The sequence below is a fragment of the Brevundimonas sp. FV2ps16 genome (assembly GCF_058681075.1).
In genome coordinates, this window is the sequence record NZ_CM178728.1 from 2,847,728 (window position 1) to 2,868,722 (window position 20,995).

The 20,995-nt window shown below is 66.6% G+C and carries 19 protein-coding genes, 2 tRNA genes and 2 pseudogenes; 13 read left to right on the forward strand and 10 right to left on the reverse strand.

Going from position 1 to position 20,995, the window contains the following annotated elements:
- Window positions 1-53: 53 nt before the first annotated feature.
- Window positions 54-1,712 (reverse strand): DUF885 domain-containing protein, encoded by a 1,659-nt coding sequence (locus ACW170_RS13750; protein WP_492087212.1) that lies wholly within the window; start codon window positions 1,710-1,712, stop codon window positions 54-56.
- Between the two features lie 302 nt (window positions 1,713-2,014).
- Here ACW170_RS13750 and ACW170_RS13755 point away from each other — a divergent pair, with 302 nt between their 5' ends.
- Window positions 2,015-2,203, forward strand: a complete 189-nt coding sequence (locus tag ACW170_RS13755) for a hypothetical protein (RefSeq protein WP_492087213.1) — start codon at window positions 2,015-2,017, stop codon at window positions 2,201-2,203.
- Between the two features lie 456 nt (window positions 2,204-2,659).
- Here the strand turns inward: ACW170_RS13755 and ACW170_RS13760 are convergent.
- Window positions 2,660-3,151 (reverse strand): annotated as a pseudogene (locus ACW170_RS13760) (transposase); the annotation flags it as partial.
- Window positions 3,152-3,313: 162 nt separating this feature from the next.
- Between ACW170_RS13760 and ACW170_RS13765 the strand changes: the two are divergent.
- Together ACW170_RS13765 and ACW170_RS13770 are read left to right on the forward strand one after the other, a co-directional pair.
- Window positions 3,314-4,225 carry a TrbC/VirB2 family protein gene (locus ACW170_RS13765; RefSeq protein WP_492087214.1) on the forward strand — a complete coding sequence of 304 codons (912 nt, stop codon included), beginning with the start codon at window positions 3,314-3,316 and terminating at the stop codon, window positions 4,223-4,225.
- Between the two features lie 441 nt (window positions 4,226-4,666).
- Window positions 4,667-5,377 (forward strand): annotated as a pseudogene (locus tag ACW170_RS13770) (tyrosine-type recombinase/integrase); the annotation flags it as partial.
- A 226-nt stretch (window positions 5,378-5,603) separates the two neighbouring features.
- On the opposite strand, the gene ACW170_RS13775 reads toward ACW170_RS13770, so the two are convergent.
- Window positions 5,604-5,677: transfer RNA gene (locus tag ACW170_RS13775), tRNA-Gln, on the reverse strand.
- 223 nt (window positions 5,678-5,900) lie between these two features.
- Here ACW170_RS13775 and ACW170_RS13780 point away from each other — a divergent pair.
- Window positions 5,901-5,977, forward strand: a tRNA-Pro gene (locus ACW170_RS13780).
- 156 nt (window positions 5,978-6,133) lie between these two features.
- On the opposite strand, the gene ilvC is transcribed toward ACW170_RS13780, so the two are convergent.
- Window positions 6,134-7,177 (reverse strand): ketol-acid reductoisomerase, encoded by a 1,044-nt coding sequence (gene ilvC / locus ACW170_RS13785; protein ID WP_492087215.1) that lies wholly within the window; start codon window positions 7,175-7,177, stop codon window positions 6,134-6,136.
- Here ilvC and ACW170_RS13790 point away from each other — a divergent pair.
- Together ACW170_RS13790 and ACW170_RS13795 are read left to right on the forward strand one after the other, a co-directional pair.
- Window positions 7,176-7,718 (forward strand): DUF924 family protein, encoded by a 543-nt coding sequence (locus ACW170_RS13790; RefSeq protein ID WP_492087216.1) that lies wholly within the window; start codon window positions 7,176-7,178, stop codon window positions 7,716-7,718. The two genes, ilvC and ACW170_RS13790, sit on opposite strands and share 2 nt — an antisense overlap.
- 808 nt (window positions 7,719-8,526) lie before the next feature.
- A complete protein-coding gene (locus ACW170_RS13795; RefSeq protein WP_008260443.1) occupies window positions 8,527-8,820 on the forward strand; it encodes a hypothetical protein in 294 nt (97 codons plus the stop codon).
- On the opposite strand, the gene ACW170_RS13800 is transcribed toward ACW170_RS13795, so the two are convergent.
- Window positions 8,804-9,604 (reverse strand): class I SAM-dependent methyltransferase, encoded by an 801-nt coding sequence (locus tag ACW170_RS13800; protein WP_492087217.1) that lies wholly within the window; start codon window positions 9,602-9,604, stop codon window positions 8,804-8,806. The two genes, ACW170_RS13795 and ACW170_RS13800, sit on opposite strands and share 17 nt — an antisense overlap.
- A 162-nt stretch (window positions 9,605-9,766) precedes the next feature.
- Between ACW170_RS13800 and hemB the strand changes: the two genes are divergently transcribed.
- Genes hemB through ACW170_RS13820 form a run of 4 tightly spaced genes read left to right on the forward strand, consistent with a single transcriptional unit; the run spans window position 9,767 to window position 13,110 of the window.
- Window positions 9,767-10,765 carry a porphobilinogen synthase gene (hemB, locus tag ACW170_RS13805; RefSeq protein WP_492087218.1) on the forward strand — a complete coding sequence of 333 codons (999 nt, stop codon included), beginning with the start codon at window positions 9,767-9,769 and terminating at the stop codon, window positions 10,763-10,765.
- Complete coding sequence (locus tag ACW170_RS13810; RefSeq protein WP_492087219.1) at window positions 10,765-11,334, forward strand: GNAT family N-acetyltransferase; 570 nt, start codon at window positions 10,765-10,767, stop codon at window positions 11,332-11,334. Before hemB ends, ACW170_RS13810 begins: the two co-directional genes overlap by 1 nt.
- Window positions 11,331-11,741, forward strand: coding sequence for a hypothetical protein (locus tag ACW170_RS13815; RefSeq protein WP_492087220.1), 411 nt, complete (start codon window positions 11,331-11,333; stop codon window positions 11,739-11,741). The genes ACW170_RS13810 and ACW170_RS13815 overlap by 4 nt, the downstream gene beginning before the upstream one ends.
- 52 nt (window positions 11,742-11,793) lie before the next feature.
- Entirely contained in the window at window positions 11,794-13,110 is a 1,317-nt protein-coding gene (locus ACW170_RS13820) for a hypothetical protein (protein ID WP_492087221.1), read from the forward strand.
- Window positions 13,111-13,114: 4 nt separating this feature from the next.
- On the opposite strand, the gene ACW170_RS13825 is transcribed toward ACW170_RS13820, so the two are convergent.
- The 4 genes from ACW170_RS13825 to tpiA all read right to left on the reverse strand — a co-directional run bounded on the left by ACW170_RS13825 (window position 13,115) and on the right by tpiA (window position 16,415).
- Window positions 13,115-13,273 (reverse strand): hypothetical protein, encoded by a 159-nt coding sequence (locus ACW170_RS13825; RefSeq protein WP_492087222.1) that lies wholly within the window; start codon window positions 13,271-13,273, stop codon window positions 13,115-13,117.
- A gap of 101 nt (window positions 13,274-13,374) precedes the next feature.
- The gene (pyrG, locus tag ACW170_RS13830) at window positions 13,375-15,027 is read right to left on the reverse strand and encodes a CTP synthase (protein WP_492087224.1); all 1,653 of its coding nucleotides are present in this window, start codon (window positions 15,025-15,027) and stop codon (window positions 13,375-13,377) included.
- 125 nt (window positions 15,028-15,152) lie between these two features.
- Complete coding sequence (gene secG / locus ACW170_RS13835; protein ID WP_492087225.1) at window positions 15,153-15,578, reverse strand: preprotein translocase subunit SecG; 426 nt, start codon at window positions 15,576-15,578, stop codon at window positions 15,153-15,155.
- A gap of 87 nt (window positions 15,579-15,665) precedes the next feature.
- Window positions 15,666-16,415: a triose-phosphate isomerase gene (gene tpiA / locus ACW170_RS13840; protein WP_492087226.1), complete on the reverse strand. Its 750-nt coding sequence runs from the start codon at window positions 16,413-16,415 to the stop codon at window positions 15,666-15,668.
- Window positions 16,416-16,553: 138 nt separating this feature from the next.
- Between tpiA and ACW170_RS13845 the strand changes: the two genes are divergently transcribed.
- On the forward strand, window positions 16,554-18,458 hold the full coding sequence (locus ACW170_RS13845) for a peptidylprolyl isomerase (RefSeq protein WP_492087227.1): 1,905 nt from the start codon (window positions 16,554-16,556) through the stop codon (window positions 18,456-18,458).
- Complete coding sequence (gene trpE / locus ACW170_RS13850) at window positions 18,455-19,972, forward strand: anthranilate synthase component I (protein WP_492087228.1); 1,518 nt, start codon at window positions 18,455-18,457, stop codon at window positions 19,970-19,972. The genes ACW170_RS13845 and trpE overlap by 4 nt, the downstream gene beginning before the upstream one ends.
- A gap of 131 nt (window positions 19,973-20,103) precedes the next feature.
- On the opposite strand, the gene ACW170_RS13855 is transcribed toward trpE, so the two are convergent.
- Window positions 20,104-20,310, reverse strand: coding sequence for a peptidoglycan-binding protein (locus ACW170_RS13855; RefSeq protein WP_492087229.1), 207 nt, complete (start codon window positions 20,308-20,310; stop codon window positions 20,104-20,106).
- 87 nt (window positions 20,311-20,397) lie between these two features.
- On the opposite strand from ACW170_RS13855, the gene ACW170_RS13860 reads away from it, so the two are divergent.
- On the forward strand, window positions 20,398-20,988 hold the full coding sequence (locus ACW170_RS13860) for an anthranilate synthase component II (RefSeq protein WP_267513650.1): 591 nt from the start codon (window positions 20,398-20,400) through the stop codon (window positions 20,986-20,988).
- The last annotated feature ends 7 nt before the right edge of the window (window positions 20,989-20,995 follow it).

The following is a 20,995-nucleotide window of genomic DNA, read 5'->3' on the forward strand; positions in this document are numbered from 1 at the left end:
GACGGCTTTTTCGGTAAAAGGCTCGATTTGCCTCGAAATAGGGCCTTGCTCGGTCATCGATGCTCCGCAATCCAATCAGCAATCGCGTCAGCCAGTACGGGCATTGGCAACTGGCCGGACATGAGGAGGGCCTGATGGAAGTCGGCGAGAACAAACCGGCTGCCCAACGCTGCTCGCGATTGCTCCAAGAGATTTTCGATCACATGGGCGCCGACCGAATAGGCACAGGCATGCCCCGGGGCCGCTAGGCTGCGATCAACCTCGCGGCTAGCGCGATCACCAGTCGCCACACTGCCGCCTCCCATGACAGCAAAGGCTTGTTCGCGTGTCCACCCTTTGGCGTGCAGGCCCGTATCGGCAACTAAGCGCTTCGCACGCAGAAGCGATCCGTGCAAATAGCCGAGCTTCATAATAGGCTCGTCATCATACGTGCCAGCCTTCACCACGACGCGCTCGGCGTGGACGGCCCAACCTTCTTCAAATGCGGTGAACCGACGTAAGCTTCTGTAGCGGTGACCAACCGCGCCGCTCTGCACCATCTGCGCTGCATAATGGTGGCCCGGCACGCCTTCATGGAATCCAAAGCTCTGCAGCCTCCATCTAGGCCAGTCAGCAGTGTTTCGAAGATTGATCGATATCACCGCGTCCCGTTCGCCGTCGAGGGACGCTGGGCTATACCCTCCCAAGGCGACGGCCTCCTCCCACTCCCTGCCTAATCTCTTCACCCGCACAGGACTTATTCCGCCTACATTTGGATAGGCCGCACGAACAGTTTCCGGAAGGTTCGTGTTCAGATGTTCCAATGAGGCCAGAATGGCTCTGCGTCCGGCTTCGTTGTTGGGCCAGACATGGTTTGACGTATGCCCCAAACGGATCAACTGTTCCTCAATGCTTCCACCAGCCCCGCCAACGGCGTAAAGTAATTCTTCAATTTCGCTGGTGAACATTTCAACCTGATCGACGCCAAACTGATGCAGATAATCGGGCGATAGATCCGTGGTAGTATGTAAGCCAAGCAATGCCGAATAGTATTCGTATTGATCGAATGGCAGACGTTTCTCTTTTTTTCTTTCTGCGGCCACAAGGGCGTCATGCTGTCTTGCAAGCGCCTGTCTGATGGGGCCGTCGATCAGGAGCGCCGCTTGATCCACCAAATCGCCGACTGGCGCCAGAGACGTACGGGCCCGGAAGACCCGCAGCATTCGTGTGTCAGAAGATGGCGTGTCGCGTTGACGGGCGACGCGCGCAGATACGACACCAAGTAGGTTGGAGGGCAGAGCGACGCCAAGCGCCGCATTGTTCGCAACACGTTCAGTGTCCTCATCGATCGCGATGGCGTAGCTCGCTAGACGGGCGACCCATGCTGCGGCGTCCTGCAACTCGTAGACGGGCTCCAGACCCTCCAGCAGGGTTGGAACGGTAAGATGCGCGCCGCTGACGGGGCTGACCGGATACGGGCCTGCATAGGACGCCGTTTCCACGTGATACGGGAACCGCTCGAGCCGATCAGCCGCTCCCAAGGTGGAATAGAGGGCGGCATCCAAATCCCGTTTCATAGCCGGACCCAGGCCCCTGCCAGGAAAGACCTTTAGGGCGCTCGCCTGCGCGCGGTATAGTTGCTCGTCCGACCGTGCTGCCGAAACGGATCGAGATCGCAGGGCGCGCCTCGCGGGATTATCATGTTCTTTATCCAAGCCCAGTGCGATCGACATTTCGGGGTCCCGATCAAGCCACGCGTCCAAATGGGCGTTGAGGAGAACCCCCAAAGCGGCGTCGTTGCCGGTCCCGGCCAACGCCGGCGCCCCAACGGCCCCTCCGCATGCCGCGACAGTTAAAGCCTTTAGGACTGCGCGACGGTTCACCTGCTCACTCCAAAGACAAGACATTTGCTTCATACATGACTTGGACATCACATGCGCACTGTCTAGCTGTTGACAGACTGAGAACTTCATGTCTCGCTCCAGTTGCTCCCACACCATTTTGGGTGGCGCAACCTGCAAAAATGGAGACCGAGATGTACTCGTTTAAATTCGTCCAGTCCGGCAATGCCGGACGCGACCTTACGGCTGAGGAAATGACTTTCGTAAATGGCGGTAACGTCGCTGTCTTGCCTGCAGGGGCCGTTATTGCGATGGCGGAAAAAATCGCCGCAGATCAGAAGCTGGCAGAAGAGATCGCCAACAACCCCAGCACCTTCTATTGACTAAGGCCAGGCTCGGCGCCGAGCACAGGCGCCGAGCCACCTGCCACGCATGAACTTCGCCCCGAAAAAGAGATTCCCAGATCGGTCTACGACGACGTTCCACTCCGCAGTTCCGAGTACTTTCGCGACTGTATTTTTCCGATAGCATGGGAAGGATGGCGCATTCGCCAGAGCGTCACAGGGTGCGACAACCTAGTATTTTCGACAAGGTCATGGGGGCCGCGTCGGCCGCGTTATTGCGGCGGATCTGGGCGATCCGAGGTACAGTGTCGCGTTCGCGGAGGTCCCTCTGGAGAGCGTCACTAACAGCCAGGGACATGGACTGGCTGGATCGGCGGAACATCAGTCTGCAAACAGGCATGCCGCGATTGGGCGGATCGAGCTTCATCGGGGCGTGACGTTGCCCTTCAAACAAGCGATGGCAAAGCTTCTTGCGTGTCCCAATAAGGCGCTGCTACCCGACGCATCGCCTTCGCGTCTCAGCAAGAACAGACGCCGGTAGCCGAAGCGACACCGCTCCGTCGCCAGTTCCCGCAGACGCTCGCGCAACGACGTATCCGGTGGACGACAGGATCGATAGCGCACCATCTTTCGATCCGCCTTCACAATCGAATAGGCCCGCCGCTCGCTGATGCCGGACACCGTTCGGATCCGAGTGAAACCTTCGCGCATCGCGACGGGCCCTACCATTCTTAATAGCAGATCGTTCAGTCCAGCCTTGTCCAGCATCGCGTCCGCCAGCAATCGCTTCAGCTTGTCATTCTCGTTTTCTAACGCCCGGCGCCGCTGGGTGTCCGACACGCTCATCCCGCCGAACTTGGCCTTCCAAGCGTAATTCGTCCCCTCCGAAACGCCATGCTTGCGCGCCAGCTCACCTGCTTTGGCGTCGGCCTTGTTCTCCCGCAAAATCCCGATGTTCTGCTCTTTCGTGAATCTCGCTCGCTTCATTCGTCCATCCTTTCAAGGGTCGGCCTCTAGCGCCGCGTGCATGAACTTCTCAGGGGCAGGTCATTTTTCCCCCGTGTCCGCCGAGGCGGCTGCACACCGCATGTCTACGGGTCGTGACCGGACGCGCCTTGAGGCTTGAATGAGCGCTCAAGGAGCCCGCTCATGCTCGACCTTGCCGTCGTTCTCACCCTCGCCCAAACCTGCGCGCCTCAGGCGGCGCCGCAAACCCTGGCGGCCATCGCCCATGCGGAAAGCCGCTTTGATGCGCTGGCCATCGGAGTCAACCGCGGCCCGCGCCCGGCGCGGCGGCCCCAGGACCGCGCCGACGCCGGGCGGATCGCGCGCGACCTGCTGGCGCGCGGCGCCGACCTCGATCTCGGCCTGGCCCAGATCAACAGCGGCAATCTCGTCTGGCTGGGCCTGACGGTCGAGGCCGCCTTCGATCCCTGCCGCAATCTGGCCGCTGCCGCCAGGATACTGGCAGCCGGCTATCGCCCAACCGGCGACCGCCCGAGCGACCGACAGGCGGCGTTGCGGATCGCCCTGTCGCGCTACAATACCGGCCGACCGGATCGGGGCTTCCGCAACGGCTATGTCGCGCGGGTGGAGGCGTCAGCCGTCCGGCTTGGCCTGACCGCGCCCCAAGGCGCCGTATCGACCGCGCGCGGTCGCGCGCCCGCCCCCGTCTCCCCGCCGACGGCCCGCGTGTCTTCGACCGCCCGGACGATGCGGGCCTCATCGTCTTTTCCCCGCCTCCCGGAGCCCCTTGCCATGACGCTGCCTGTCTCCCGCCGACGCCGCTACGCGGCGACGGCCGCCCTCGCCTGCGCCGCCAGCCTGGCGGCGGTCGAACCCGCCTTCGCCTCAGCCAATGTGGAGGGGCTGCTTCAGAACGTGGTGGACCTTCTGACCGGCAACACCGCGCGGCTGCTAGCCGTCCTCGCCGTGGTCATCGTGGGCGTCCTGTGGATGTTCGGCCTGTTCGACCTGCGTCGGGCCGCGATTGTGGTCCTGGGCATTGTGGTGGTCTTCGGCGCCGCCGAGATCGTCGATCTGATCACGGGGGGCGGCTGATGACCGCCGGGTATCATGTTCAGTCCCAACGGGTGCTTTCCTGCGAGGCTGTACTTGTCGACGAGATACTCCTCACTTTCGAGTGCGGCCTTGTGAGACAGGCCGACACTGCAAAGCGACGTGACGATGCCGGCCAGAGCCGGCCTGACGTCGGCGGCCCCACTCAGTTGGGCGACACGCGCATCAATGATGCGAGTCGAGTGTCTTAGCCAGCATAGGATCAAGCGCGCGAAGGCGAACCGGGTTTTCGAATACTGGTACGCTTGGCGCGGCGGTCCACAAATCCTGGCGGCGCAAGCTTCCAGCGCGAAGTCGCTTGCGCGTGAGGTAGCCCGCAAGGCGTCAGCGGCCACGGCCGCCTATCGCTCACACCTCAAGTCTGAAAACAACGTCGTCCAAGAGGACACGGTCTACATTCTGATAACGCGCTACCTAGACCTGATGAACAAGGACAAGTCGCTCGCGCCTAGGACCAAGACCGACCGACGCAAAAACCTTGACACCGTGCGCGAGGAGCTCGGCGAGCTGACGCTGACCGCCCTCACCGCGCCCAAGGCCAGATCGTTCCTTCTCACCTGGCGCGACAAGCGTGCCAACACCCCCAAGACCGCCGACGAACTGCTGGGCGCCCTGTCGCTGGTGCTGAACTGGGCTGTGAACCGTGGTGAACTCGCCTCCAACCCCGTCTCCAACTTTCCGCGCATCTACAAGGTCAATCGGGCGGACATCATCTGGGAGCCGCATCACCTTGAGACCATCCTTGCCCAGGCTGACCCTCCCATCGCGGCGGCGATCCGGCTCGCGGCGGTGACGGGACTTCGCAAGAACGACCTGATCGCCCTGCCTTGGTCCTCCGTGAAAGAGAACGCGATCGTCTGGCAGACCGGCAAGAGCCGGGGTCGGAAGAGCGTCGTTCTGCCCATTACCGACGCCGTTCGCGAAGTGCTCGATTCGCTGGAGCGCGGCTCCTGCCCGACCGTGCTGGCGACCTCAGAGGGCGAACCCTGGACGCCGCCGGGCCGCGGCCTAGACAGCGGCGTTCAGCGTGCGAGAGACGATGCGGATGAGGCGGCGCGTAAGCGGGCCGGGCCGGACGCCACCGCCGGCCTCGACGGCCTGCGTTTCCACGATCTGCGGGGGACGGCTGCCACCCGCTACATCCTCGCGGGGCTGCCGCTGGATGACGTCGCGACGATTCTGGGCTGGGAGCTGAAACGGGTGAAGGAGATCGCCCGCCGCTACGTCACCGGGGAAGCGATCGGATTGGGCATGATCGCAAGGCTCCAAGAGAACCAGAACAGAACGCCAACTGTAAAACCCGGTGTAAAACCCACCTCCCTCAGGAGGGGTCAAAAGCGCTCAAATCCAGTGAGGGCGGTGGCTGGGGAACTAGGACTCGAACCTAGAATGACGGTACCAAAAACCGGAGTGTTACCATTACACCATTCCCCAGCAGGTCCGGCGACCGCTGCGCTCTCGTGCGGCGGAGGCGGTCAGATAGGCCAAACCGTTTTCGGATGCAACACCCTCTTTCAGGACTATTTTCGCCCCGTGCAAAGCCCCGTGCAAAGCCCCGTGCAAAGAAGGTCGAAATGGGTGCTTGCGGGGTCTGAAACCCATGGCTATAAGCCGCGTCCTCACTTCGGGGCGACGCCGCCAGGCCAGCCCCCACGGTCGGAGTGTGGCTCAGCCTGGTAGAGCACTGCGTTCGGGACGCAGGGGTCGGAGGTTCGAATCCTCTCACTCCGACCATCTTCTCTTTTTGCAAAATCCAATAATCGTCACCCTCGGGCTCTCCCCGAGGGCCGGGCCGTCCGCCGCATTGCCTCAATGAGGACGCACAGCCCGATCCGCATCCGATCCTCGGGTCGAGCCCGAGGATGACGAAGCCCCCGAGGATGACGAAGCCTATGTGCGTGAGTCGTCGTTCGCCGCCGTCTCGCGCGCCAGACGCGCCACCTCGTTCAGATGCGCGGTGACCGACTCGATCGGCCGCCGCCCCAGGGCCCCGCGCCGCGCCAGCAAGTCGGGCGAGCCGGCGTCGTAATCCGCCATCAGGGCCCGCACGAAGCCCCCGCCCTGCACCTCGGCCAGCACCTGGTCCATCGCCGCGTGCGAAGCGGCGTTGATGATGCGCGGCCCGGTCAGATAGGCGCCGTATTCCGCCGTGTTGGAGATCTTGGCGAAGGCGCCGGCTATGCCGCGCTCGTACATCAGGTCGGTGACCAGCTTGGCCTCGTAGAAGCACTCGAACCAGGCCACCTCGGGCGGATAGCCGGCCTCGACCAGTTTCATGAAGGCCGAATCGATCAGTTCGGCGATCCCGCCGCACAGCACCACCTGTTCCCCGAACAGATCGCTCTCGCACTCGTCCCTCATCGTCGTCTCGAGGATGCCCTTGCGTCCGCAGCCCAGGGCGGCCGCATAGGACAGGCCCAGGGCGTGGGCGCCGCCCGTGGCGTCCTGATGCACCCCGAACAGACAGAAGACCCCCTCCCCGGCCTCGTACAGGTCGCGGATGCGCGGCCCGATCCCCTTGGGCGAGGCCAGGATGACGTCCAGGTCGGCGCGGGGCTCCACCAGGCCGAACCGCACCGACAGGCCGTGGGCGAAGACCAGGGCCGCCCCAGGCCGCACGTTCGGCGCCAGCTCGTCGCGCCACAGGTCGCGGTGCGCCTCGTCCGAGGTCATGACGGCGACCACGTCCGCCCCCGCCGCCGCTTCGCCCGCCGTCATCACGGGGAAGCCGTCGGCTGTGGCGCGTTCCCGCGTCTTCGACCCGGCCTTCAGGCCCACGACGATGTCGGTCACGCCCGAATCGCGCAGGTTCAGCGCATGGGTCCGCCCCTGGCTGCCGTAGCCGATCATAGCCACCCGCTTGCCGCGAAGGATCGAAAGGTCGCAGTCGCGGTCATGGAAGACGGGCAACGGATTGGCTAGGATCTGGCTCATGACCGCCTTCATAGCCCCATCCGACGTCGTCGCCTTCTGGAAAGAGGCCGGTCCCGACAAGTGGTTCGCCAAGGACGAGGCGTTCGACGCCGAATTTCGCACGCGGGGCCATGATCTGCACCTGTCCGCCGCCCGGCGCGAATGCGACGACTGGATCGAGACCCCCGAGACCGCCCTGGCCCTGCTGATTCTGCTGGACCAGTACCCGCGCAACAGCTTCCGCGGCACGGCGCATCAGTTCGCTACCGACCCCCTGGCGCTGATGTTCGCGAACCAGGCCGTGGCGCGCGGCCATCATCTCCAGGTCGGGCCCGAGCTGAAGAATTTCCTCCTCCTCCCCTTCGAACATTCCGAACGGCTCGAGGATCAGGACCGCTACATGGCCCTGATCGCCGGCGACGCCGAGCTGGAGAAATGGGGCCGCCTCCACCGCGACATCATCCTCCGCTTCGGCCGCTTCCCCCACCGCAACCCCGCCCTGGGCCGCACGACCACGCCCGAGGAACAGGCCTTCCTCGACGAAGGCGGCTTCGGCGGCTGACTTCTCACCTCCCCGTTCGCGGAGGCGAACGGGGAGGACCGGCGGGAGCGTCAGCGAACGCCAGGAGGGGGCGACTCGGCGCCAGACGCTGACAAGGGTCATCCCCACCGCGGGAGCAGCAGACCCTCCCCCGCTTGCGGGGGAGGTGGCCCGGCGTCCGCGCAGCGGACCAGGGTCGGAGGGGGAAGTCTTGCTCGAACTAAAGACTTCCCCCATCGTCAGGCGTGTCGCTACGCGCCACGGCCTGACACTTCCCCCGCAAGCGGGGGAAGGTCTGTGATGGTCGATCACATGACCCATGCGCGCACAATGACGCTGGTCTCTCCTCAAGCATTTCAACGCTCTAAAAGAATCTCACCCCGACTTCCGCGCCATACCAGCAATCGCGCGTAACCTCCTCCCATCCCCGCCGATGGGGAGGGCGTCGGATCCAGCGCCCTGACGGCGGCGGGGCTGTGGTCGAGCGATGAAGCCGGCGGGATGGAGACCGCCGGGGTCCTTAGGGGCGGCGATGGATGCCGTCTCCTGCTCGCCGCACGCTTAGGAAAGCGGACCGCTGTCGACCTACGTCGGCATGTCCGCCCCGGCGAAGCCGTCGCAAGGCGGCCCGCCGATCCGGCAAGGCTCGAAGGCTAGGGCCGCCAGCCGGAGCGCGTGTGGAAAACGGCCGCTCGGGACGACGCCTGCGCCGAAACGGTAAAAACATATCCACTCCGGGCGCAGTCCCGGCGTCCCGAGCCCTCCCCGAACTTCGCTGGTCCGCCGCGAAGACAGAGCCAATTCACCCGAGCCCCGGAAGGAGCCTCCGATGCGCCCTCGCCGTCCGTCCAGCGCCCGCCATGACGACGCCTTCGTCTATACGCTTCAGCGACATCGGCTGGAGCTGATCGCCTCGGGCGAGGCCGAACCCCTGACGGAGCGCGAACGCCTGTTCCTGCGGCAGGTCAAGGCCCGTCGCCGTCCGGCCTATGCCGACTATATCGTCCCCGGCCCGCTTCTCCGGGCCGAGACCGGCGCCCTCAGACGGGCGCGGGAGGCGCGGGAGGCGAGCGCCCGCTCGACCGACGCTCCCGAACCTGAAGACCTCAGCCCGGCTTTCTGAAGCGATAGACGAATTGATCGGTCTTGCCGCGAATGGCCGCATCGAAGACGTTCAGGCTGTGGTCGTCGGCCGGATTGGCCACGGCCGCGCTTTCGCCCTCGAAGACAAAACCCGCCGCCTCGACCTCGCGCTTCAGATAGTCGCCCTCGATCCGGTGCAGGGTCTGGACCGCCGAGATCCCGGTCCCCGCCGCCGCCTGGTGATCGATCAGGATATAGCGGCCGCCGGGCTTCAGGGCCGCGAACACGGCGGCGTTCATCCGGGCCACGTCGGTGTTGAAACCGGGAATGTGGAAGTCGTGATATTCCTGGCTCATGAAGACCATGTCCAACGGCTGGTCATAGGTCATGGCGTCCAGCAGGCCGTTGACCCGCGTCACGTTCGGATAGGCGGCGACCAGGGCGTCGGCCAGCGGGTTCTCCCGCGTCATGGTCCGCTCGGGGACGAAGGCGTAGACTCGACCGTTCGGCCCGACCACGTCCGAGAACAGGCGGGTGAAATAGCCGGCGCCGGGGCGCACATCGGCCACCTTGTCGCCGGGCGCCAATTGAGCGAAGGCCAGGATCTCGGCCGGATGACGCAGCGGATCGCGCGCCACCTCCTCCGCCGGACGCTTGGGATCGGCGACCGCATCCGTATAGAGCGAGACATAGGCGGGCGCGGACGGGGCTGCGCCGTCCACGACCACCGTCCGCTCGCCGCCGTCGGAGGCGATGATCAGACATCCGGACAGCCCCGCCGCCAGGGCCAGAACCGCCGCGCTCGCCGCCAAACGTCTCATCATCGCCGTCTCCCTGGATTTGATGCGCCAGATTTTGATGGGATAGGCTCGCATTTCGTCGATGCGCGCAAGCCGGTATCACGTTCGAAACGATCCGAAGCTTCACGCGATTTGCGCCCCGGCCCCGGCGGCGCTAGTCCGGCGACAGATTTTCAAGGTCTCGCCATGCTTCCCTACCAGCCCGCCCCCTTCCCGCTCGCCCGTCCCCGGCGTCTGCGCGCCAGTCCCTGGGTCCGCCGTCTGGTCGCCGAGACCGTCCTGACCCCTGCCGACCTGATCTGGCCCCTGATCGTCCATGACGGCGCCGAGGACCGCGTCCCCGTCGCCTCCATGCCCGGCGTCTTCCGCCTGTCGCCCAAGGCGGCCGCCGCAGCGGCGGTCGAGGCGCGCGACCTGGGCATTCCGATGCTGGCCCTCTTCCCCAATGTGGACGGCGCCATCAAGGACGCGGTCGGCACGGGCGCCACCGATCCCGACGGCCTGATCCCCGACTGTATCAAGGCCATCAAGGACGCCGCGCCGGAGATCGGCGTCATGACCGACGTGGCGCTCGACTGCTACACCGACCACGGCCACGACGGGGTGCTGGAGGGCGAGCGGATCGTCAATGACGCCACCCTGGACCGCCTCGCAGAACAGGCCTTCATCCACGCCCACGCCGGCGCCGACGTGGTCGCCCCCTCCGACATGATGGACGGCCGTATCCAGGCGGTGCGCGAGGCGCTGGAGGCCAACGGCTTCCACGACACCCTGATCCTCTCCTATGCGGCCAAATACGCCTCGGCCTTCTACGGCCCTTACCGCGACGCCGTCGGCTCTTCGGCCGCGCTGAGGGGCGACAAGAAGACCTATCAGATGGACTACGCCAACTCGGACGAGGCCCTGAAGGAGGTCGCCATGGACCTGTCGGAAGGCGCTGACGCGGTCATGGTCAAGCCGGGCATGCCCTATCTCGACATCGTTCGCCGCGTGTCCGAAACCTTCCGCGTCCCGACCTTCGCCTATCAGGTGTCGGGCGAGTACGCGATGATCCAGGCCGCCGTCGCCAACGGCTGGCTGGATCACGACCGCGCCGTGCTGGAGACCCTGCACGGGTTCAAGCGCGCCGGCTGCGCGGGCGTCCTGACCTATTTCGCGCCCCAGGCCGCGCGGTTGCTGGGCTGATGCGGCCTGACGTCCAGATTCGCGCGGCGACCTCCGCCGACATGGCGGCGATCACCGCCATCTATGCCGAAAGCGTCGCCAACGGGCGCGGCACCTTCGAGCTGGAGCCGCCGGACGAGATCGAGATGACGGCCCGGTTCGCCGCCGTCCAGGCCCTGGGCCTGCCCCGGCTGGTCGGCGAGATCGACGGCGCCGTGGTCGGCTACGCCTACGCCGGCCCGTTCCGCACCCGTCAGGCCTATCGCTACATGGTCGAGGATTCGATCTATGTCGCGCCCGAGGCCCGCGGTCGCGGCGTCGCCGGGGCCCTGCTGGACCAGCTGATCAATCATTGCGAAGCCCTGGGCCTGCGCCAGATTGTCGCCGTCATCGGCGATTCCGACAACGCCGGCTCCATCGCCCTGCACCGCACGCGCGGCTTCGCCGACGCCGGCGTGTTCAAGGCGGCCGGCTGGAAACACGACGACTGGCGCGACGTCGTCTTCATGCAGCGCGAGCTGGGTCCGGGCGGACAGACCCCGCCGGACGCGCCGGGCCTGCCTCTGGTCGACAAGAAGCCCGCACGGTGAATGACACGGGCGATACATTGCGGCGCCGGGTTGCGACGCCTATCCTTGGCGTCGTGAAGATCGTCTCGTCCCTTCTGCTGCTGATCGGCGCCCTGGCGGTGCTGAGCCTGGGTGCCCTCGGCGTCTCGGCCGGGCCGGCCATGGCCGAGGCGCCCTGCCACAAGACGAGCGCCGAGGCCCGCTCTGACGCCCGTCACGCCGCGCCGGACCAGACGCCCGCTCACCAGAACAAGGCGATGAAGGCCATGGCCTGCTGCGCCGCCTGCGCCACGGCGCCGGCGCTGGAGCCCGTTTCCCGTCCCGGCCCGACCCTCGCCCCGGCTCGCCTCACCGCCCCCCTGTTCGACCTCCCTACCGGCCGTCTGCTCTCGCCTGAGCCCGGCCCGCCCCGCCTCCTGATCGCCTGAACTCCCGCGCCCCTCGCGGCGCCCTCAGTCACGATCATTCCAGGAGGCCGTCATGGCTCCCCATACCCTCGTCGGCGCCCTCGCCGGCGTCTCCCTGCTCGCCCTCGCTCAGGTGGCGACGGCGCAGGACCATTCTCACCACCAGACGGCGCCGGCCGCCGATCCTCACGCCGGCCACGACATGGCCGACATGCCCCACATCATGACCAGCCCCTACGGCCCCTGGCCCATGAGCCGCGACGCCTCCGGCACCAGCTGGCAGCCCGACTCCGGCGAACACGCCGGCATCCACACCGTCCGGGGCGACTGGACGGTCATGACCCACGCCCTGCTGAACCTGACCTACGACACTCAGTCCGGTCCCCGCGGCGGCGACAAGACCTTCGTCTCGGGCATGTTGATGACCACCGCCCGCCGCGACTTCGACGACGGCTCGACCCTGAACCTGCGCGCCATGCTCAGCCCCGACCCCCTGATGGGCAAGTCAGGTTACCCCCTGCTTCTGGCCGCCGGCGAGACGGCGGACGGCGTCGATCCCCTGGTCGACCGCCAGCATCCGCACGACTTCTTCATGGAGCTGTCGGCCAGCTATTCGAAACGCCTGTCCGAAAAGGACAGCGTCTACGGCTACATCGGCCTGCCCGGCGAGCCCGCCTTCGGCCCGCCCGCCTTCATGCACCGGATGAGCGCGATGGACAGTCCCGAGGCGCCCATCACCCACCACTGGCTGGACTCGACCCATATCGTCTTCGGCGTCACCACCCTGGGCTGGGCCCACGACCGCTTCAAGATCGAGACCTCGGCCTTCAAGGGCCGCGAACCCGACGAGGAACGCTGGGGCATAGATGCGCCCAAACTGGACAGCTGGTCGGTGCGGGGCTCGTGGAATCCGACGGCCGACTGGTCCTTCCAGGCCTCCTACGCCGACGTCTCGGCCCCGGAACAGCTGGAGCCCGACGAGGACGAGACCAAATGGTCGGCCAGCGCGATCCATACCCGCCGCCTGGGCAAGACCGGCTGGTGGTCCTCGACCCTGGCTTGGGGCCGCAAGACCAACAATCACGAAGAGTCCAAGGACGGCTGGCTGCTGGAAGCCGCCGTCCATCCGAACGACCGCTGGACCGTCTTCGCCCGGGCCGAACGGATCGAGACGGACGAACTGGTCCCCGGCGACCACGGCGGCCACGGCGACCTCTACACGGTCGGAAAGGCGTCTCTGGGCGCCGTCCACGACTGGCGGATCGCCCCCCGCGTCCGCTTCGGCCTCGGCGCCCTCTATGCGATGAACCGCGTGCCGGACGCGCTGGAGCCGATCTACGGCGGCGATCCGGACGGCGGAATGATCTTCATGCGCCTGAAGATCGACTGACCGCTCAGGCCCGCTCGGCCTCCGCCGGGTGGGCCGACGGCGCCTCCAGGCTGCGGGCCAGCTCATAGCCGACCACCGCCATGCCGAAGACCAGCCCCAGGCCGCCGGCGATCAGCACCAGGCGGACATGCCGGTGCAGGTGATAAAGCAAGGCGCCGATCATCGACGATCCATCCTGCCGGATCGTCCCAATTCGATCCGCTCCAGGCATTTTACTGCAAAACCGGCACCGGACGGAATCGCAGGTCCGTGAACACGGGTTGATCAGACCAGCCGGCTCTGCACCACGGCCGCCTCGATGAAGCTGGCGAACAGCGGGTGCGGCGCAAACGGCCGGCTTTTCAGCTCAGGGTGATACTGGACGCCGATGAACCACGGATGGTCCGGCCGCTCCACCGTCTCCGGCAGGACGCCGTCGGGCGACAGGCCGGCGAACACCAGGCCGGCCTTGGCCTCAATCGCCTCGCGATAGTTGATATTGACCTCATAGCGGTGGCGGTGCCGCTCGCTGATGGCGGTAGAGCCATAGATCTCTGCGATCTTCGAGCCTTCGGTCAGCGTCGAATCATAGGCGCCCAGCCGCATGGTGCCGCCAAGGTCGCCGCCCTGCTGACGCAGGACCCGCTGATTGCCCTGGGTCCACTCGGTCATAAGGCCCACGACCGGCTCGGCCGTCGGACCAAACTCGGTGGACGAGGCCTTGGGATAGCCGGCCAGGTTCCGCGCAGCCTCGATCACCGCCATCTGCATGCCGAAACAAATGCCGAAATAGGGAATCTTGCGCTCGCGAGCGAACCGCGCCGCCTCGATCTTACCCTCCGAACCGCGCTCGCCGAAGCCGCCGGGCACCAGAACAGCGTGGGCGCCCTGTAGACGCTCCTCGCAGGCCTCAGGGTCGCCCTCGAAGGTATCGGCCTCGACCCAGTCGATATTGACCTTGACGTTATTGGCCACCCCGCCGTGGTGCAGGGCCTCGATCAGGGACTTATAGGCGTCCTTCAGCACCGTGTACTTGCCGACCACGGCGATGGTGACCTCGCCGTCCGGGTGCAGCCGGCGGCGCGCGATCTCCTGCCAGCGCGTCAGATCGGGCTCGGGCGCGTCCTCGATGCCGAAATGGTCCAGGACTTCCCGGTCCAGCCCCTCGCGGTGATAATCCAGCGGCACGGCATAGATATCGGCCGAGTCCATCGCCTGGATGACGCCGCTTTCGCGGACGTTGCAGAACTGGCCGATCTTGCGCTTCTCTTCGGCCGGGATCGGCTGTTCGCAGCGGCACAGCAGGATGTCCGGCTGGATGCCGATGGAGCGCAGCTCCTTGACCGAGTGCTGCGTCGGCTTGGTCTTCATCTCGCCGGCGGTCTTGATGAAGGGCAGCAGGGTCAGATGGACGAAGCACGACCGGCCGCGCGGCAGATCCTGGCCCAGTTGGCGGATCGCTTCGAAGAAGGGCAGGCCCTCGATGTCGCCGACCGTGCCGCCGATCTCGACCAGCACGAAGTCCACATCCTCGCCCTCGTCGGTCAGGGCCGGGGTCAGGCAGAAGGATTTGATTTGGTCGGTGACGTGCGGAATGACCTGGACGGTGGCGCCCAGATAGTCGCCGCGCCGCTCCTTCTCCAGGATGGTCGAATAGATCCGGCCCGTGGTGATATTGTCGGACTTGGCCGCCGACACCCCGGTGAACCGCTCATAGTGGCCCAGGTCCAGATCGGTCTCGGCGCCGTCGTCGGTCACGAAGACCTCGCCGTGCTGGTACGGGCTCATCGTGCCCGGATCGACGTTCAGATAGGGGTCGAGCTTGCGCAGGCGGACCTTGTAGCCGCGCGCCTGCAGAAGAGCGCCGAGAGCGGCGGAGGCGAGGCCTTTTCCTAGCGAGGAAACCACGCCGCCGGTGATGAACACATAGCGAGCCATGGGCGGACACCTTACTCCATGATTCGCGAACGACGCATGGGCCGCCGCGAATCGAACTGTTGATCAAAAGAAGAAAGCGCGCCCTGCGGCGCGCTTTCGGGGATTTCGGGTCGGTCGCCTGCCCGTTACTGGGCGGGCTGCTGGGCCGGAGCGGTCGCCGGCGCCGTCGTCGCCGACGGCAGACTGGCTTCCAGATCGTCCAGCGACGGAGTCGCCGGCTGGGCCGGAGCGGCCGGTTGCGGCTGAGCGGGCTGTTGCTGTTGGGTCTGCGGCGTGGTGGCCAGCGAGCCCACGGCGTCGGCGTCGATCACCGAGACCGAGGCGCGATCCATATTGCCCACGACCGTCAGCACGATCGTCAGGCCGAACAGAAGGAAGGCCAGCACCCAGGTGATCTTTGTCAGCAGATTGCCGGCGCCGCGCGCCGTCATGAAGCCCGAAGGTCCGCCGCCCATGCCCAGCGCTCCGCCCTCGGAGCGCTGCAGCAGCACGACGCCCGTCAAGGAGACAGCGATCAGGATGATGGCGACGAGCAGGATGGTCTGGAGCATGGCGTCATTCTTGTAGGCGCGGAGCTGCGCCGATCAAGCGGCGGCCTCTATCACCGAAGCCGCCGAGGGGCAAACCTCAAGCCGACGTCAGGCGGCGCGAATGATCTTCAGGAAATCCTCGGCCGTCAGCGAAGCCCCGCCGACCAGGGCCCCGCCAACTTCGGACACGCCAAGAATTTCGGCTGCATTGTCCGGCTTTACCGACCCGCCGTACAGGATCGGCGCCCGCCGCGCCGCCTGACCCAGACGCCGGATCATGGCGGATCGCACTGCGGCGTGAACCTCTACAATCTGCTCTAGGCTAGGCGTCAGGCCCGTGCCTATGGCCCAGACCGGTTCATAGGCGACCGCAAACGGCCTCTCGGATAGACCGTCCGCCAGCGAGCCTTCGACCTGGGCGCTGACGACCGCAGCCGCCTGCCCCGCCTCGCGCTGCTCCAGGGTCTCGCCGACACAGACGATGGGTTCCAGGCCCACTGCAATCGCCGCCTCGACCTTGGCCGCCACTTCGGCGTCCGTCTCACCAAAGGCCCCGCGACGTTCCGAATGACCCAGAATCACCAGAGTGGCGCCGGCATCAACCAGCATCTCGGCAGAGACCGACCCGGTACAGGCGCCCGAAGGCGATTGATGGCAGTCCTGCCCGCCCAGTTCGACCCGGCTGCCGGCCAGGACATGCCGCATGCGATCCGTCAGAGTGGCAGGAGGACACAGGGCGATGCGGCAGTCAGACCGCAAGTCTTGCACCCCTTCAACCAGCGCCCGAACCTCGGCTAAGTCGGCCGCCACGCCGTGCATCTTCCAATTGCCGATGATCAGCTTCACGGATTGTTTCATCGCGCCTGTCTAGGGGGCGAAAAGGGCCAAGCCAAGGGGGGCGCCGCAATCTGGACACCACGCCGTCCTTGCGGGGGCGCGCCCGCCCCGACTATACGCCGGAGCGACGCCACTGTCGGCAAATCTCCGGGTCTTCGAATGATCACCGCCTTCCGCGCCTTCTCGCGCTCCAAGTGGGCCGCCGCCCTGCTCGTGCTGATCGCCATCAGCTTCGTGATCGTGGGCGCGCGGATGGATGTCTTCGCCAACCTGGGCCCGAGACATGTGATCGACGCCGGCGATCGTTCGATGAACGAGGCCGAGTTCACCGCCGCCTTCGGGCGGGTGCGCGAGAACATCCAGCAGCAGGCCGGCCGTCCCGTGACCAACGAGGACCTGATCGCCGAGAACATCCATACCCGTTTCCTGGACAGCCAGACCGAACAGCTCGGCTTCCTGAACTGGGCCAGGAAGGCGGGCATCCGCCCCGGCAAGGAACTGATCGTCAAACAGATCCGCCAGATCCCGGCCTTCTTCAACTCGGTCACCGGCCAGTTCGACCAGCAGGCCTATGAGAGCGCTCTGGCTCAGCAAAACCTGACCCCGGCCATGCTGGAGCAGGACCTGCGCGACCAGTATGCGACCGAGCATTTCGGCTCCGCCATCTTCGCCGGCGCCCGCGCGCCGCGCATCTATGGCGCCCTGCTCGCCGGCGCCGCCTTCGAAACCCGCGACGGTCGCTGGTTCGAGGTCACGCCCGCCATGGCCGGCGATGTCCCCGCCCCCACCGACGCCCAGTTGAACGCCTTCATCCAGGAAAACGCCGCCCGTCTGCGCGCGCCCGAGTTCCGGATGGTCTCGGTCGTGCTGTTCACGCCCGACCCCGGCGCGGCCCCCGCCATCTCCGATGACCGGATCCGCGAACGTTTCGAGTTCAAGAAGGACAGCCTAAGCCAGCCCGAAACCCGCACCTTCGTCACCCTGACGGCGCCCAGCCGCGACGTGGCTCAGAAGATCGCCGCCGCTCTGCGCGCCGGTCAGTCGCCTGAAAACGTCGGTCGCGCCAACAGCATCCAGCCCGCCAACTTCAACGCCACCCCGCGCGCCGCCATCGGCGACGCCGCCACCGCCGCCGCCGTCTTCGGCCTCCAGGCCGGCCAGGTGTCCGATCCGGTCCAGGCCGGCGTCGGCTTCGCCGTCGCCAAACTGACTGCGGTCCAGCCGGGCCAGCCCGCCACGCTGGAAAGCGCCCGCGAGCAGATCGTCCAGGAACTGCGCGCCGAGGACGTGAAGGGCCAGACCTACGCCAAGGTCGAGAAATACGAGGCCGCCCGCACCGCCGGCAAGAACCTGGCCGACGCCGCGCGTGAAGCCGGCGGCCGGATCGTCGATCTGCCCCCCTTCACCCAGGACGGCAAACTGCCGAACGGTCAGGCCCTGAACGCCCCGCCCCAGGTCTTCGAAACGGCCTGGAGCCTGACCAAGGGCGGCGAAAGCGACGTGATCGACGCCGGCCAGGGCCAGTATTTCGCGGTCCGCGTGAATGACATCCGCCCGTCGGCCCTGCCGACCCTGGCCGAGGTTCGTGAGCCCCTGGCCGCCCAATGGACCCAACGCGAGATTTCGCGCCGCATCTCCGCCAAGGCCGAGGAACTGGCCGGCCGCGTCCGCCAGGGCCAGGACATCGCCGCCGTGGCCCGCTCGGTCAACGCGCCCCTGACGGTCCGTACCGGCGTGGTGCGCGACCAGGCCACGCAGGAGTCGCTCGGTCAGGGCGTGCTGCAGGGCCTGTTCGGCCCGGCCAAGGGCCAGGTCTTCTCGCAACCCGGCGAAGGCGGCTATCTGGTTGGCCGCGTCGACAACATCCACGCCGCAAACCCGGCCGTCGCCGGCCCACTGGCTGAACAGGCCCGTCCCCGCATCACCCAGGAAATGGTCCAGGCCATGGTCCAGACCTCGATGACCGCCGGCGCCAAACGCTCCAAGGCCAAGAACGACGTCGCCCTGGCGCGTCAGGCCCTGGGCCTGGCCGCCGAGCCCGCCCCCGCCGCTCCGGCCCAATGACCAGAACGGCTCCGGGCGAACCCGACTTCGACGCCTTCGCCGCCGGCCTCTCGGCCGGTCGGCCGCAGGTGCTGGTCCGGCGCGTCATCGATGACCTGGAGACGCCGGTCTCCGCCTACCTGAAACTGGGTCACAGCCGGCCCTACGCCTGCCTGCTGGAATCGGTCGAAGGCGGCGCGGTCAAGGGCCGCTATTCGATCCTGACCCTGGATCCCGACGTGGTCTGGCGCTGCCGGTCGAACGCGGCGGAACTGGCGCGCGGTCCCGCTATCGCCGAGGGCCGGTTCATTTCCGAGGCCCTGCCGACGCTCCAGTCGCTGCGCGCCCTGATCGCCGCGTCCAAGTTCGACCTGCCCGAGGGCCTTCCGCCGATGGCCGCCGGCCTGTTCGGCGTCTTCGGCTACGACATGGTGCGCCTGCTTGAGCCGCTGGGCGAACCCAATCCCGATCCGCTGGACCTGCCCGACGCGGTCATGACCCGCCCGTCGCTGGTGGCGATCTTCGATTCGGTGGGCCAGGAGATCATCCTGGTCTCCGCCGCCTATCCCGACACGGGCGGCGCCGCACGCGAAGCCTTCGACGCCGCCGTCGCCCGGCTGGACGCCTTCGAGACCGCCCTGCGCGAGCCGCTCCCGGTGCGCGCGGCCCCACAGCCGACGCCCGCCCCGACCTTCGCCTCACCCGTAGATGAGGCCGGGTTCGGCGAGATGGTGGCCAAGGCCAAGGACTATATCGCCGCCGGCGACATCTTCCAGGTCGTGCTCAGCCACCGCTTCTCGGCCCCCTGGACCGAAGATCCCTTCGCCTTCTACCGCTCGCTGCGTCGCCAGAACCCGTCGCCCTATCTCTTCTATCTGAACTTCGAAGGCTTCCAGCTGGCCGGGTCCAGCCCGGAGATCCTGGTTCGACTCAAGGACGGACAGGTCACAATCCGCCCGCTGGCCGGAACCCGCATGCGCGGGGCCACGCCCGAAGCGGACAAGGCCCTTGAGGTCGAACTGCTGGCCGATCCCAAGGAGCGGGCCGAACATCTGATGCTTCTGGACCTGGGCCGCAACGACGTCGGCCGCGTCGCGGCGCCGGGCACGGTCGAAGTGACCGAGAGCTTCGTCGTCGAACGCTACAGCCAGGTCATGCACATCGTCTCCAATGTGCGCGGCAAGGCCGATCCGAAACTGGACGCCGTCGACACCCTGCTGGCGGCCCTTCCCGCCGGCACCCTGTCGGGCGCGCCCAAGGTTCGGGCCATGGAAGTCATCGACGAGCTGGAGACCGAAAAGCGCGGCGTCGGCTACGGCGGCGGCGTCGGCTATATCTCTGCGGGCGGCGAGGCGGACATCTGCATCACCCTGCGCACCGCCCTGTTCGCTGATGATCAGATCTTCGTCCAGGCCGGCGCAGGCGTGGTCGCCGACAGCGATCCTGCGGCCGAATACGCCGAGACCCGGCACAAGGCCCGCGCCCCGATGCGGGCTGCCGACGACGCCTGGCGCTTCCGCACCGGCAATCGCTAGAGCATGATCGTTTCGGACGGAACCGCGTAGCGGTTCCGGCAGAAGCGTGAATCATGATCTCGCTTCAATCTGGAGCCTGATTCACGGCATCAGCGGAATCGCGAAGCGATTCCTCCTCAGCCGATCAGGCTCTAGGGCCCGTAGGTCGCCGGGGGTTCGTCAAAGCGGACGCCCGGCCCCAACACGACGACCCCAGCCATAACCACGGCCGCCGTCGCGGCCAGGGCGGCGGCGCCCAGAGCCGCATAGGGGCTGATCGGCTTGGGTTCGACCACGACCAGCTTCGCCTTGGCGGCGGCGATCTTTTCGGCGATGTCTTTTTCGGCGCTCAGTTTCACACCCCCATCTGCCCCCGCCAATGTTAAGATGCGCTTTAACGCCGCGCACGCTTGGCGCGGCCGCTTGTCACGCCTAGAAGCCAGATCATGATCCTCGTCGTCGATAACTACGACAGCTTTACCTACAACCTCGTCCACTACCTCGCGGAGTTGGGCGCGCCGACCCATGTGGTGCGCAACGACGACCTGACGGCGGACGAGGCCTGGGCGCTGAACCCCGCCGCCGTCCTGCTGTCCCCCGGCCCCTGTGCGCCGGACCAGGCCGGCATCTGCCTGCCGCTGATCGAAAGCGCACCGGCTTCCATGCCGATCCTGGGCGTCTGCCTGGGCCACCAGGCCATCGGCCAGGCCTTCGGGGGCGACGTGATCCGCGCCAAAACCCTGATGCACGGCAAGACCTCGCCGATCCTGCACGACGGCCACAGCGTCTTCGCCGGCCTGCCCTCGCCCTTCACCGCCACCCGCTATCACTCCCTGGCCGTGAAGCGCGAAACCCTGCCCGACTGTCTGGAGGTGACCGCCTGGACCGCCGACGGCGAGATCATGGGGCTCCAGCACCGCAGCCGCCCGATCCATGGCGTCCAGTTCCACCCGGAATCCATCGCCACCGAACACGGCCACGACATGCTGGCCAACTTCCTCGAGATCGCCGGCGTGAAGCGCCTCGCGGCCGCCTGATCGTGGC